This window comes from Pseudomonas sp. KBS0710 (genome assembly GCF_005938045.2).
Lineage (GTDB): Bacteria > Pseudomonadota > Gammaproteobacteria > Pseudomonadales > Pseudomonadaceae > Aquipseudomonas.
This window is the reverse complement of record NZ_VCCF02000001.1, coordinates 34,686-48,815: the sequence shown is the minus strand read 5'-3', so window position 1 is coordinate 48,815 and position 14,130 is coordinate 34,686. Positions and strand designations below refer to the sequence as shown.

At 60.2% G+C, this 14,130-nt stretch carries 12 protein-coding genes; 7 read left to right on the top strand and 5 right to left on the bottom strand.

Annotated features, from left to right (window positions below; genetic code table 11):
* Nucleotides 1–2 precede the first annotated feature (2 nt).
* The 3 genes from FFI16_RS00230 to FFI16_RS00220 form a co-directional block, all read right to left on the bottom strand.
* On the bottom strand, nucleotides 3–2,060 hold the full coding sequence (locus FFI16_RS00230; protein WP_138813705.1) for an FAD-dependent oxidoreductase: 2,058 nt from the start codon (nucleotides 2,058–2,060) through the stop codon (nucleotides 3–5).
* A 74-nt stretch (nucleotides 2,061–2,134) separates the two neighbouring features.
* Nucleotides 2,135–2,989, bottom strand: coding sequence for a MurR/RpiR family transcriptional regulator (locus FFI16_RS00225; protein WP_138813704.1), 855 nt, complete (start codon nucleotides 2,987–2,989; stop codon nucleotides 2,135–2,137).
* Nucleotides 2,990–3,094: 105 nt separating this feature from the next.
* Nucleotides 3,095–3,421: a DUF1820 family protein gene (locus FFI16_RS00220; protein WP_003194436.1), complete on the bottom strand. Its 327-nt coding sequence runs from the start codon at nucleotides 3,419–3,421 to the stop codon at nucleotides 3,095–3,097.
* Nucleotides 3,422–3,552: 131 nt separating this feature from the next.
* Between FFI16_RS00220 and miaB the strand changes: the two genes are divergently transcribed.
* The 5 genes from miaB (at nucleotide 3,553) to lnt (ending at nucleotide 9,245) form a co-directional block, all read left to right on the top strand.
* Entirely contained in the window at nucleotides 3,553–4,881 is a 1,329-nt protein-coding gene (miaB, locus tag FFI16_RS00215) for a tRNA (N6-isopentenyl adenosine(37)-C2)-methylthiotransferase MiaB (RefSeq protein ID WP_138813703.1), read from the top strand.
* A 229-nt stretch (nucleotides 4,882–5,110) separates the two neighbouring features.
* A complete protein-coding gene (locus FFI16_RS00210; protein ID WP_058420190.1) occupies nucleotides 5,111–6,115 on the top strand; it encodes a PhoH family protein in 1,005 nt (334 codons plus the stop codon).
* Complete coding sequence (gene ybeY, locus FFI16_RS00205) at nucleotides 6,108–6,581, top strand: rRNA maturation RNase YbeY (protein WP_138813702.1); 474 nt, start codon at nucleotides 6,108–6,110, stop codon at nucleotides 6,579–6,581. The genes FFI16_RS00210 and ybeY overlap by 8 nt, the downstream gene beginning before the upstream one ends.
* 27 nt (nucleotides 6,582–6,608) lie before the next feature.
* Entirely contained in the window at nucleotides 6,609–7,448 is an 840-nt protein-coding gene (locus tag FFI16_RS00200) for an HlyC/CorC family transporter (protein WP_015373027.1), read from the top strand.
* A 273-nt stretch (nucleotides 7,449–7,721) separates the two neighbouring features.
* Nucleotides 7,722–9,245: an apolipoprotein N-acyltransferase gene (lnt, locus tag FFI16_RS00195; RefSeq protein WP_138815340.1), complete on the top strand. Its 1,524-nt coding sequence runs from the start codon at nucleotides 7,722–7,724 to the stop codon at nucleotides 9,243–9,245.
* A 140-nt stretch (nucleotides 9,246–9,385) separates the two neighbouring features.
* Here lnt and FFI16_RS00185 read toward each other — a convergent pair whose 3' ends face one another.
* A complete protein-coding gene (locus tag FFI16_RS00185; RefSeq protein ID WP_138813701.1) occupies nucleotides 9,386–10,147 on the bottom strand; it encodes a YdcF family protein in 762 nt (253 codons plus the stop codon).
* Nucleotides 10,148–10,251: 104 nt separating this feature from the next.
* On the bottom strand, nucleotides 10,252–10,563 hold the full coding sequence (locus FFI16_RS00180; RefSeq protein WP_138813700.1) for a hypothetical protein: 312 nt from the start codon (nucleotides 10,561–10,563) through the stop codon (nucleotides 10,252–10,254).
* Nucleotides 10,564–10,825: 262 nt separating this feature from the next.
* On the opposite strand from FFI16_RS00180, the gene leuS reads away from it, so the two are divergent.
* Nucleotides 10,826–13,432: a leucine--tRNA ligase gene (gene leuS, locus FFI16_RS00175; RefSeq protein WP_138813699.1), complete on the top strand. Its 2,607-nt coding sequence runs from the start codon at nucleotides 10,826–10,828 to the stop codon at nucleotides 13,430–13,432.
* A gap of 88 nt (nucleotides 13,433–13,520) precedes the next feature.
* Nucleotides 13,521–14,126, top strand: coding sequence for an LPS assembly lipoprotein LptE (gene lptE, locus FFI16_RS00170; protein ID WP_138813698.1), 606 nt, complete (start codon nucleotides 13,521–13,523; stop codon nucleotides 14,124–14,126).
* The last annotated feature ends 4 nt before the right edge of the window (nucleotides 14,127–14,130 follow it).

The window sequence follows — 14,130 nt, the reverse complement described above, 5'->3', positions numbered from 1 at the left end:
CGTTACAACAGCTCTAAATGAGGAATTTCGCGACGCATGACCAACGAGCCGGCGGGCGCATCAAACTCACGCGCCAGCCGATGCCCTGAATACACGGCAGCTGCAATGGTTCCAGGCGCCAGGCAGTCGCCCACCAATGCGACCGACTCAATACCCGCCTCAACGCGTTGCTCAGTTGCCTCGTTGAGTGCCTGGTACAGGCCTTGCTCAGGCTCACGGGAGGTCACCAGCAACAATGACGCCACGGGAATGAACCTTGGCCGGCCGGTGTACATACAACTGGCAACCGCACCTTCAGGCGTCACCGCCGCCAGCGAGTGGGAGGTGATGATCGTGACATTGAGTTCCAGCAGGCGACGCTGGATGCGGTGTTGTTCCAGCGTGTTATGGGTCCAGGTCGCCACATCCGGCGCCGGGGTGACAAAGATCACCTCCACGCCCAGCGCTACCAACTGCTCTGCCAACACACTGCCCATGTAGTAGTGGTCATCATCGAACAGCAGCACCGGTGAAGCAGGGACTGTCCCGGCCAGCAGATCATCCGGGGTCCATACCGGCAGATGTTCCAACCCCGGCAAGGCCTGGCGCAGTGCACGCCCCAAACCATCGGTGCGCCAGCGCGAACCGGTGGCGATAAACACGTGAGCGGCGGCGAAGTCCAACACGTCCTGGGCTTGTAGCTGGCTTTCGCGATAGATCTCTACTGCAGGCAATCGGCTGAGGGCGTCCAGCCGGTAGTCGAGCACCCGTGACCAACTGGCCAACCCCGGCAGCCTGGCTTCAAGAGACACACGCCCGCCCAGCGTGCGCGTGCCTTCTACCAGCGCCACCTCCATGCCGCGCGCGCCCAGTATCCGCGCGCATTCAAGGCCGGCAGGCCCTGCCCCGACCACCAGGGCGCGTGCGGGGTTATGCGCACGAGGTGCCGACTCGGGGTGCCAGCCGCGCCGCCACTCTTCACCCAGGGTGGGGTTTTGCGTGCAGCGCAGCGGGGTGCTGGTGTGGTCACCACTGACACAGACGTTGCAGCCAATGCATTCGCGAATTTCTTCCAAGCGCCCTTCCTCTATCTTCTTTGGCAAGAAGGGATCGGCAATCGAGGGACGCGCAGCGCCGATCAGGTCCAACACGCCTCGACGCACCAGTGAGACCATGGTATCCGGTGAGGTAAACCGGCCCACGCCCACCACTGGTTTGGTGGTCAGTGCTTTGAGCCCGAGCAGGAACGCTTCTTGAAAACCTTCAGGGGCAAACCGTGAGGTCACGCTGTCGTTGGACCAGTCGGCAACGTTGACATCCCAAAGGTCCGGCAACTCCGCCAACAGCGAAAAAATCTCGCGGCCTTCTCCCTCGCAGGCCAGCCCGCCAGCGACCTGTTCATCCACTGCCAGCCGCACGGCGACTGCGCAACGATCACCCACCGCATCGCGGGTATCTTCGATCAATTCACGCAACAGCCGTACACGATTCTCCAACACCCCACCGTACTCATCGGTGCGCCGGTTATTGCGCGGGGTCAGAAAGTGAAACGGCAGCCCAAGGTCGTGGCCGGCATACACGTAGATAATGTCGAAACCCGCCTGGCGTGCCCGTAACGCAGCAGCGCGATGCATCTGGCGCAGTTGCTTGATATCGGCGCGGCTCATGGCCCGGGCCTGCACCGGGTCGTATCCACGCACCGGTGTATTGGAAGGCGCCCAAGGGATTTCGCGGCTATAGCGATTGGGCGCCGAATAGCCATTGAACGCCAGTTCGACGCCGGCCAAGGAGCCATGCAGATGGACGGCCTCACACATTTTCGCCAGCGCGGGGATGTCGCGTTCATCCCATAAGCGCGCTTCTATATAGGGCGAAAACTCGCTCAGCGGGCTGATCTCGCACTCCTCCGTACACACCACCCCCCAACCCCCCTCGGCTTTGACCCCGCGCATGGCGGCCATGGCCGAGGGGTGCACATGGCCCATGCCATTACAGTGCGGCACTTGGTAAAAGCGATTACGCGTGCGAACCGGCCCAATGTGTACCGGCTCAAAAAGAATGTCATACCGAGGATCGCGCACAGGGCTACTCCCGAACCAATAAGTTCGCTAATGACAGTTAAATAAAAAGCGTTAGTTAAATAACGCTTAAGCGGTCAACTCTGGGTGTAACCCACAAACGCCTGATGCAACTGGGCAATCGCATTCAAGTGTTCTTCCATTTCTGGGCCCAGTTGTTTGGACATAGCGTTAATCAACAAGTGAGTCAGCGATAACATGGTGGCTGTCGAGTCCCATAACAAATCAAATTCGGTCGACACCCGAAACACTTCGTTGGCGTTTTGCTCAGCCCACTCACAAAAGTTGTCGGTTATAAGCGTGACCGCAATGCCGCGTTTGCGTGCCGCCTGGCACAGCAGTAAAGACTGACGGGAATGGCGTCGCGCCTCATAGACGATCAGCATTGAATCGGCAGACGGCGCCAGCAACACCTCGCCGAAATGCCCTGACGCACCGTCCACCAGATGCACGCCTGTGCGCAGGTATTGCAGCATGTGGACCATGGAGCAGGCGATGCCCCGCTCGGTGCCGAAACCGGCGACAAAAACCTGCGGGCTTTGCGCCAGCCTTGAAGTCACCACGCGCCAAGGCTCAGTGCGGGTGTACTCGTAGACCCGCACCAACGCCGCGATCTCCAGTTGCAGGCTGTTGGCCAGCGGGTTTACGTCGCCTTCTGCCTGGAACGCGCGCAGCCGGTCGCCGATCAGCCATGGGCTGTCACCCAGGTCGCCTTTGAGTTCGTGTTTGAGGTCTTTGAAATGCTTGTAGCCCAACGCCCGGCAGAAGCGGCCGACGGTGGACTCGCTGATCTGGAGCTTGTGCGCCACCTGCGCCGAATTCTCGAACGGCAGGTCTTTGAGGTTCGCCAGGATATAGGCCGCCAGCGCCCGATAAGCCTGGGACTTGGATGACAACTGGTGTTCGAGGGATTTTTTTATGGATGTGCTCATGGCGTCCTCTCTGCATGGGCACAAACTGCTATATTTCTGTCAAGTCGTCAATCACGACTGAAAAGTTTCAGAATCGTCTTACAAAACCACACCACAAGCGCAGTGTTACTTTTCCGGCATCGGCATCGGAAACGGCATCACATTGCTGGTGCCACGCGCTTCGCTGATCTTCGGCGTGCCCAGGCGCTCGACTTCATCGATGCGCACAATCGAATGCATCGGCACAAAGCTGCGCACCACGCCTTCAAATTGCGCCTTGAGTTTTTCTTCGCCCGGGTCGACGACCAACTGGGTGCGCTCGCCAAAGACGAACTCTTCCACCTCCAGGAAGCCCCACAGATCACTTTGATAGATCTGCTTGGCGTACATTTCGAACACCTGGCCCTGGTTGAGGAAAATCACCTTGTAGATTGGAGCTTCACGTTTGGTCATGGTGGGCGAACAACACATCGGGGATATAAAAGAGGGCGCGAACTATAGCATGGCACCCGATGCACAGCGCTAGGAACCAATGGGCATGCCCCCTATAATGCGCGGTTCTTTACCACCAGTTGATGATTCCCATGGCCAAGAAGCTTTACATCGAAACCCACGGTTGCCAGATGAACGAGTACGACAGCTCGCGCATGGTCGATCTGCTGGGCGAACATCAGGCCCTGGAAGTCACCGCCCGCGCCGAAGATGCCGACGTGATCCTGCTCAATACCTGCTCTATCCGCGAGCGTGCCCAGGACCGTGTGTACTCCCAGCTGGGCCGCTGGCGTGAATTGAAATTGGCCAACCCGGACATGGTGATCGCCGTCGGCGGCTGCGTGGCCAGCCAGGAAGGCGCCGCGATCCGCGACCGCGCACCCTATGTCGACGTGGTTTTCGGCCCGCAAACCCTGCACCGCCTGCCCGAAATGATCGACGCCGCCCGCATCACCAAGCTGCCGCAGGTGGACGTGTCGTTCCCGGAAATCGAAAAATTCGACCATTTGCCCGAGCCGCGCATCGACGGGCCAAGCGCCTACGTGTCGGTGATGGAAGGCTGCAGCAAGTACTGCACCTTCTGCGTGGTGCCCTATACCCGTGGCGAAGAGGTCAGCCGGCCGTTTGACGACGTACTGGCAGAAATCATCCACCTGGCCGAAAACGGCGTGCGCGAAGTGACCTTGCTGGGCCAGAACGTCAACGGCTATCGCGGCCAGACCCACGACGGGCGCCTGGCCGACCTGGCGGAGCTGATCCGTGTGGTCGCCGCCGTAGACGGCATTGAGCGTATTCGCTACACCACCTCGCACCCGCTGGAGTTCTCCGACAGCCTGATCCAGGCGCACGCCGAAGTGCCGGAGTTGGTCAAGCACCTGCATTTGCCGGTGCAGTCGGGTTCGGACCGCATTCTGGCGGCCATGAAGCGCAACCACACGGCTCTGGAATACAAATCCAAGCTGCGTAAATTGCGCGCCGCTGTACCGGGTATCTGCATCAGCTCGGACTTCATCGTCGGCTTCCCTGGCGAGACCGAGAAAGATTTCGAGCAGACCATGAAGCTGATCGAAGACGTTGGTTTCGACTTCTCGTACTCGTTCGTCTACAGCCAGCGCCCAGGCACGCCGGCCGCGGACCTGGCAGATGAAACGCCAGAAGCACTGAAAAAAGAGCGCTTGAACGCGCTGCAACATCGCCTGAACCAGCAAGGTTTCGAGATCAGCCGACAAATGGTCGGTTCGATCCAGCGCATCCTGGTGACCGACTACTCGAAAAAAGACCCGGGCGAGTTGCAAGGGCGTACCGAGAACAACCGGATCGTCAACTTCCGCTGTGACACGCCCACCTTGATCGGCCAGTTTGCCGATGTGCACATCGATGCGGCGCAACCGCACTCGCTGCGCGGGTCGTTGGTTAACTGATTGCTCTGACCTGATGAAGATCAAAATGTGGGAGCTGGCTTGCCTGCGATAGCGGTGGGCCAGTTAACACAATTGGCACTGATACACCGCAATCGCAGGCAAGCCAGCTCCCACAGTGGATTTTCATGGTTCTTGAGAGTGAGCCAGCCTATATAAGTGCTTTCGCACGCCGAGCGCTGGCGTTATCCTCTCCTTCACCTAAACAGCCAAAGGGCGGCTAAAAGCAACCTTGAACGCACCCATAGCAGAACCCCATCGTTTTATCCTCGAGCCGTTTGAGGCTCGCCGTTTCGCCAACCTGTGCGGACAGTTCGACGAGCACCTGCGCCTGATCGAACAACGCCTGAGCATCGAGATCCGCAACCGCGGCAATCAGTTCGAGCTTATTGGTGAACCCCAGCACACCACGTCTGCAGAAAACCTGCTCCGCCGCCTCTACCGCGAAACCAAGGGTAGTGAGCTGTCGCCGGAGACCGTGCACCTGTACCTGCAGGAATCTGCCGTGGAAGACCTGGCCAACAACCCGGTGGCCGAAGCCAGCGTGGCCCTGCGCACCAAAAAAGGCATGATTCGCCCTCGCGGCTTGAATCAGCAGCGCTACGTCAAGGAAATCCTCGGTAACGATATCAACTTCGGCATCGGCCCCGCCGGTACCGGCAAGACCTACCTGGCCGTGGCCTGTGCGGTCGACGCCCTGGAGCGCGAGCAAGTGCGGCGCATCCTGCTGGTGCGCCCGGCGGTCGAGGCTGGCGAGAAGCTTGGCTTCCTGCCCGGCGACCTGGCCCAGAAGATCGACCCGTACCTGCGCCCGCTCTACGACGCGCTGTACGAGATGCTCGGCTTTGAATACGTGGCCAAGTTGATCGAGCGCCAAGTGATCGAGATCGCCCCGCTGGCCTACATGCGTGGCCGCACCTTGAATAACAGCTTCATCATCCTCGACGAAAGCCAGAACACCACCGTCGAACAGATGAAGATGTTCCTCACCCGTATCGGGTTCGGCTCCACCGCCGTGATTACCGGTGACGTCACACAGGTCGACCTACCCAAGGGCACCAAGTCGGGGCTGGCGCAGGTGATCGACGTACTCAAGGACGTGCCGGGCATCAGCTTCACGCATTTCATGCCCAAAGACGTGGTTCGCCACCCGCTGGTGCAGCGCATTGTCGAAGCCTACGAGCGCTTTGAGCACCGCGATGACGCACCCGCCAAGGACGTGCGCCGCGATGCTTGAGCTAGACCTGCAGCTGGCCACCGAAGCGCCCGCCCCCAGCGAAGATCAGTTCCGTCAATGGTGCGCCCTGGCCCTGCGCCAGCGTACCGCCGACTCGGAACTGACCATCCGCCTGGTGGACGAGCCCGAAGGCCGTGAACTGAATCACACCTGGCGTCAAAAGGACTACGCGACCAACGTGCTGTCCTTCCCTGCCGACGTGCCGGATGAATTACTGGATATCCCGTTACTGGGCGACCTGGTGATCTGCGTCGAAGTGGTCGAGCGCGAGGCAAAGGAACAAGGCAAGGAACTTGAGGCCCATTGGGCTCATCTAGTCATCCACGGCTGCTTGCATCTCTTGGGTTACGACCATATAGACGATGACGAAGCCGAAGAAATGGAAACACTGGAACAAACGTTGCTTGCTGAACTGGGTCACCCTGACCCGTATGCAGACGACGAAATCGAAACGACACCTCACTGAAACAACAAAGGATTTAGAGTAATCGCTATGAGCGAAGACCGATCGAGCAACGGGCAGAAGTCATGGCTGGGTAAACTGACCCAGGCTTTTGCCCACGAGCCGAAAAACCGCCAGGAGCTGCTGGAGCTGCTGCGCGAGGCCCACCAGAACAAGTTGCTGGACAGCGAAGCGCTGGCCATCGTCGAAGGCGCCATCCAGGTGGCTGACCTGCAAGTACGCGACATCATGGTCCCGCGCTCGCAGATGATCAGCATCAAGGCGACCCAGACTCCACGGGAATTCCTCCCGGCCGTGATCGACTCGGCGCACTCGCGCTACCCGGTGATCGGTGAAAGCCATGACGACGTCATGGGTGTCCTGCTGGCCAAGGACCTGTTGCCACTGATCCTCAAGGAGAACGGCGACAACTTCAACATCAAGGACCTGCTGCGCCCGGCCACCTTCGTGCCTGAATCCAAGCGCCTGAATGTGCTGCTGCGCGAATTTCGCGCCAACCACAATCACATGGCCATTGTGATCGACGAATACGGCGGCGTGGCCGGTCTTGTGACCATCGAAGACGTGCTTGAGCAAATCGTCGGCGACATCGAAGACGAGCACGACGTCGAAGAAGACAGCTACATCAAGCCGCTGCCCAGCGGTGATTTCCTGGTCAAGGCGCTGACGCCGATCGAGAACTTCAACGAGTTCTTCGACAGCGAATTCTCCGACGATGAGTTCGACACCGTGGGCGGTTTGGTGATGAGTGCGTTTGGGCACCTGCCAAAACGTAACGAAACCACTGAGATTGGCGCTTATCGCTTTCGCATTCTGAATGCTGATAGCCGCCGGATTCATCTGATTCGCCTGACACCTATTGCCCGCTAAGGAAGGGGTGGGTCATCAGCTATTTCCTGTGTCGCGTTGCTCCTGAGAGCGGGCCAGGCAAGGCGCAGGCCGCAGGGAATGGCGTTCCCTTTTCAAGGCCTGCAACGCAGCATGGCCCGCTCTCAGGGGCAACCCGAAGGGCCGGGCCTGCTGCGGCACAGGGCTGCGTTACTCGTCGTTCATTTGGAAAAACCAAACCACACTCCTCGCGCCTTGCCCTGTGCCGCAGCAGGCCCGGCGCGACACAGGAAATAGCTGATGACCCACCCCTACATGCGCCGTCTGATTGCACCCGGCTGGCCCGGTAACCTGCTGGCCGCGGTGGCTGGCGCCGTCACTACCCTGGCGCTGGCGCCCTTCGATCTGTGGCCATTTGCGCTACTGGCCGTCGGGCTGTTCTATGTGGGGCTGCGCGAGCTGACGCCACGCCAGGCCCTGGGCCGTGGCTGGTGCTTCGGTTTTGGCCTGTTCGGCGCCGGCACCAGCTGGATCTACTACAGCATTCACCACTTCGGCGGCGCTTCGGTGTTGCTGGCTGGCTTTTTGATGCTGCTGTTTACCGCCGCAATTGCCTGGTTCTTCGCCCTGCCTGCCTGGCTGTGGGCGCGCTGGTTGCGCCGCAATGAGGCGCCGCTGGCCGATGCGCTGACCTTTGCGGCGCTGTGGGTTGGCCAGGAAGCGTTTCGTGGTTGGTTCCTGACCGGTTTCCCTTGGCTGTACTCCGGTTACAGCCAACTCGACGGCCCGCTCACTGGCCTGGCGCCACTGGGTGGCATGTGGCTGATCTCCTTCGCCCTGGCGCTGACGGCGGCCGTGCTGTGCAACCTGCCACGCCTGTTGGCAAGCAAGCGCAACGGGTTTATCGGCGCGGGGCTGGTGCTGTTGGTTGCACCCTGGGCCATCGGCTTGGCGCTCAAGCATCACGCCTGGACCTCGCCCTCCGGCGCACCACTGACCGTGGCGGCGATTCAGGGCAACGTCGAACAAAGCATGAAGTGGGACCCCGCGCAGATCGATGCGCAGTTGGCGCTGTACCGCGACATGAGCTTCAGCTCCAAGCCGGTGGACCTGCTGGTATGGCCGGAAACCGCCGTGCCGGTGCTCAAGGAATCGGTGGAAGGCTACTTGGGCATGATGGGCAAGTTTGCCGCCGATCGGCACACCGCGCTGATCACCGGCGTACCAATCCGCCAGGAAGTGCACCACCAGAAGCGCTACTTCAACGGCATCACGGTGGTGGGCGAAGGCGAAGGCACTTACCTCAAGCAAAAACTGGTGCCTTTTGGTGAGTACGTGCCGTTGCAAGACATGCTGCGCGGGCTGATCGCCTTCTTCGACTTGCCGATGTCAGACTTCGCACGCGGCCCGTCCGATCAGGCGATGCTGCAGGCCAAGGGCTATCAGATTGCGCCGTTCATTTGCTATGAAGTGGTGTACCCGGAATTCGCCGCCGGCCTGTCGGCCCAGAGCGATTTGCTCCTGACCATCAGCAACGACACCTGGTTTGGCCGCTCCATCGGCCCGCTGCAACACCTGCAAATGGCGCAGATGCGTGCCTTGGAGGCTGGCCGTTGGATGATCCGTGCCACCAACAATGGGGTGACTGGCCTGATCAACCCGTTTGGGCAGATCACCGCGCAGATCCCGCAGTTTGAGCGTGGGATTCTTTACGGCGAAGTGGTGCCGATGCATAACCTCACGCCGTACCTGCAATGGCGTTCGTGGCCGTTGATCATCGTGTGCCTGGGCTTGTTCGGCTGGGCGCTGCTGGCAGGCCGGATGTCGAAAGCCGTCTAAACGAACACCACAAAACCAGTGTGGGAGCGGGCTTGCTCGCGAATACGGTGTATCAGTTAACGAATAAGCTGACTGACACACCGCTTTCGCGAGCAAGCCCGCTCCCACATGAACCGCTTTCCACATTTGGAATGGCGGCGTTACCGGTAAAACACCCGATACCCCACCTGCCCCACCGCCTCATTGATCAACTGCCCGCTGCGCCACACCGCCACGAACTCCGGCATCCAGCCGCCCAGTGGCCGCGCATTGTCTACGCCCAAAAAACCCACCGGCCCCGGCACCACGGTAAAGCCCGCCTTCTCAAAGCTCCACACCGCACGCGGCATGTGCCAGGCCTGGGTCACCACCACCACGCGCTTGATACCTTGCGGCAACAGGATCTCGGCGCTCATCTGCGCGTTTTCCCAGGTGGTGCGGCTGCGCTCTTCTTTCCAGCGCACCGTAACGCCGAAGTCGTCCTGCATCGACACGGTCATCAGCTCGGCCTCACTGGGAGGCGTGCCGTAGTGCAAGCCGCCGCTGGTCAACACCGGCAAGCCGGAGGCCTTGGCCAGACGCGCGGCATAACGCTGGCGCTCAAGCCCTGTGCCGGTGGGTTGATCGGAGCCCCACGCGGGGTCACCGCGTTCGCGCCCGGAACCCAGCACCACAATCGCATCGGCGCGCTGGGCCAGCGTCGCCCATTCTTCGCGGGCCAAGGGTGGCTCGGTCTCCAGGGCATGCGCGCCCCATTGCACCATCACTGGCAGGCTGATCAACCATAAGCCGCCCAACCCCACGGCAAAGCAGCACCCGGCCAGGCGCGGGCGACTTTTACGCAGCCACCAGGCAAGCGCCAGCAGCAGCAAAAAAATGCCAGGCGGCAAGAGCAATTGTTTAATGAAATAACGAAAAGGCATCGGGCATCTCCAAAGATGCCCGAAGCCTAGATGCAACGGGGTTCAGCGACAATCTTTACCAACCTGTTTCGAGACGACTCAAAGGAAAACGCGGTGCTCCACGTTTACCGTACGGCCCGACGCTTATCGGGACCGCGACCAGCAGACACATCTTTCAGCCAGATCACCTTGGCCGAACGCAAAGGCTCTTGGGCGGGCGGGGCAGCCCGTTCCTGAGAGGCACGGTGGTGATTCAATTCCAGGTAGCACTTGATCAATTCAAGCTCGGCCTGGCTCAAGCCTCGCAACTCCAGCTCCAGAGGCCGTTCATCACGCAATCGGCCTGCGGTTCTTGCGGCATCCAATGCCCGACCCAAACGGTCGATCAGTCCTTCATACAATTGCGGTTTCATTAAAGTTCGCTGCGATTCAACCATCCCCTCACCTCATTGAAGATAAGACTCACTCCCCAATAAACAGCGTAGTCCCCGTGGCTGCGCCTGCCTGGCGCCGCGACAGACGGCCCTCGCCGCGCAATCAGGGTTTCCCTCGATAGAGTGGGGTCATGTATGCTACGGCGCTTCCTGTAACTCCACTTCCCGCAGGGTTTGGGCACGGACGCGCCGCTTTTTGGTGTCGATCAACCTGAATGTTGTACCGAAGAGGATTAGGCCACCCCTATTCAGTTCAAAAGTAGCCATGCACGAACAATATCAGCCCCGTGAAATAGAAAATGCCGCCCAAACCTTCTGGGACGAGCAAAAGTCCTTTGAAGTCAGTGAACAGCCAGGCAAGGAGACTTACTACTGCCTATCGATGTTCCCTTACCCCAGCGGCAAGCTACACATGGGGCACGTGCGTAACTACACCATCGGCGACGTGATTTCCCGCTACCAGCGCATGCTCGGCAAGAACGTCCTGCAACCTATGGGTTGGGACGCCTTCGGCATGCCGGCGGAAAACGCCGCGATGAAAAACAACGTGGCGCCCGCCAAGTGGACCTACGAAAACATCGCCTACATGAAAACCCAGCTGCGCAGCCTGGGCCTGGCGGTGGACTGGTCCCGCGAAGTGACTACCTGCAAGCCCGATTACTACCGCTGGGAACAGTGGCTGTTTACACGCCTGTTCGAAAAAGGCGTGATCTACCGTAAAAACGGCACCGTGAACTGGGACCCGATCGACCAGACCGTACTGGCCAACGAGCAAGTGATCGACGGTCGCGGCTGGCGTTCCGGCGCGGTGATCGAAAAGCGCCAGATCCCGATGTACTACTTCAAGATCACGGCCTACGCCGATGAACTCTTGTCGAGCCTTGACGACATGCCGGGCTGGCCTGAACAGGTCAAGACCATGCAGCGCAACTGGATCGGCAAATCCAAAGGCATGGAAGTGCAGTTCCCGTACAACGTCGATTCGATCGGCGAAGCCGGCGCACTCAAAGTTTTCACCACCCGCCCCGATACCCTGATGGGCGCGACTTACGTCGCCGTGGCCGCCGAGCACGCGCTGGCTACCCAGGCCGCACAGAACAACCCTGAGCTGCAAGCGTTCATCGCCGAATGCAAAGGCGGCAGCGTGGCCGAAGCCGACGTCGCCACCCAAGAGAAAAAAGGCCTGCCAACCGGCCTGTTCGTCGAGCACCCACTGACCGGCGAAAAACTGCCGGTGTGGGTCGCCAACTACGTGCTGATGCACTACGGCGATGGCGCAGTAATGGCTGTGCCGGCCCACGACGAGCGCGACTTCGAGTTCGCCACCAAGTACAGCCTGCCGATCAAATCCGTCGTGCGTACCAGCTCGGGCGATACCAACCCGGCCCCGTGGCAAGACGCCTACGGCGAGCACGGCGAACTGATCAACTCCGGTGAGTTCGACGGCCTGGACTTCCAGGGTGCGTTCGACGCCATCGAAGTTGCCTTGATCCAGAAGAACCTCGGTGCCTCGCGCACCCAGTTCCGCCTGCGCGACTGGGGCATCAGCCGCCAGCGCTACTGGGGCTGCCCGATCCCGATCATCCACTGCGAAACCTGCGGTGACGTGCCGGTGCCGGAAGACCAGTTGCCGGTGGTGCTGCCTGAAGACGTGGTGCCGGATGGCGCCGGTTCGCCATTGGCGCGCATGCCCGAGTTCTACGAGTGCACGTGCCCTAAATGCGGCGCACCTGCCAAGCGTGAAACCGACACCATGGACACCTTCGTCGAGTCCTCGTGGTACTACGCCCGCTACGCCTCGCCACACTATGAAGGCGGCCTGGTAGAAAAATCCGCAGCCGACCACTGGTTGCCGGTGGATCAATACATCGGCGGCATCGAACACGCGATTCTTCACCTGCTTTATGCACGCTTCTTCCACAAGCTGATGCGCGACGAAGGCCTGGTGAGTTCCGATGAGCCGTTCAAGAACCTGCTGACCCAAGGCATGGTGATCGCCGAGACTTACTATCGCCGCGAAGCCAATGGCGCCTACACCTGGTTCAACCCGGCAGACGTCGAGCTTGAGCGTGACAGCAAAGCCAAGGTGATCAGCGCCAAGCTGAAATCCGACGGCCTGCCGGTGGAAATCGGTGGCACCGAGAAGATGGCCAAGTCCAAGAACAACGGCGTCGACCCACAGTCGATGATCGATCAGTTCGGCGCCGACACCTGCCGCCTGTTCATGATGTTCGCCTCGCCGCCCGACATGAGCGCCGAATGGTCCGACTCCGGGGTTGAAGGCTCGCACCGCTTCCTCAAGCGCGTCTGGCGCCTGGCGCACGCCCATGTCAGCCAGGGCCTGCCCGGCAAGCTGGACGTGGCGTCGCTGAGCGATGAGCAAAAAGCCATTCGCCGCAGCACCCACCTGGCCATCCGCCAGGCCAGCCAGGACGTGGGCCAGAACCACAAGTTCAACACTGCCATCGCCCAGGTGATGACACTGATGAACGTGCTGGAAAAAGCCCCGCAAGCCACCGAACAGGACCGCGCGCTGGTACAGGAAGGCCTGGAAGCCGTGGTGTTGCTGCTGGCACCCATCACGCCGCACATCAGCCATGAACTGTGGAGCCGCCTGGGCCACAGCGACGCGGTCATCGATGCGCGCTGGCCGGTGCAGGATGACAGCGCACTGGTACAAGACACATTGCAACTGGTTATCCAGGTTAACGGTAAACTGCGTGGCCAGATCGACATGCCGGCCAGCGCCAGCCGTGAAGACGTGGAAGCCGCAGCGCGCATCAACGAAAACGTGCTGCGCTTTACCGAAGGCCTGACGATCCGCAAAGTGATCGTAGTGCCGGGCAAACTGGTCAATATCGTCGCCAGCTAATCGGATCGGGCGCAGGGCTTGAGCCCTGCGCCGAACTAAACCTTTAAGGCCTCGATAAGGCCCACATGGTTTCAAGGGGAGCAACAAAATGATCAAACGCAATTTGCTGGTGATGGGCCTTGCTGTGCTGCTGAGCGCTTGCGGCTTCCAGCTGCGTGGCACCGCCACCAATGAACTGAGCATCAAGGAACTGGACGTCAGCGCGCGCAATGCCTACGGGGATACCGTGACCCAGCTGCGCCAGACCCTGGAAAGCAGCGGTGTACGTGTGGCCTCCGGCGCGACTTACAAACTGAACCTGGTGGACGAGAAAGAAACCCAGCGTAACCTCAGCTACGCCAGTGCCGGCCGTGCGTCGGATATTGAGCTGAACACCCTGGTCGTCTACGAACTGCAAGGCCGCGACCACCTGCCATTGATGGGTGACAAGGTTGAAGTGCAAAAAGTCGTGAGCCACGACGGTAACAACCTGGTGGGCTCGGACTCGGAGATCATCCAGGTTCGCAAGGAAATGCGTCGTGAGCTGATCCAGCGCCTGATGATTCGCCTGCAACAACTGACGCCAGAAAAACTGGCCGCCTTGCAGCTGACCGCCGACAACAAGGCCAAGGCTGACGCCGACGCCCTGAAAGCTGCGCAAGAGTACGAAGACAACACGCCGAAACAATCGCCTGCCGAAGTCCCTGTCGAGTAAGCCA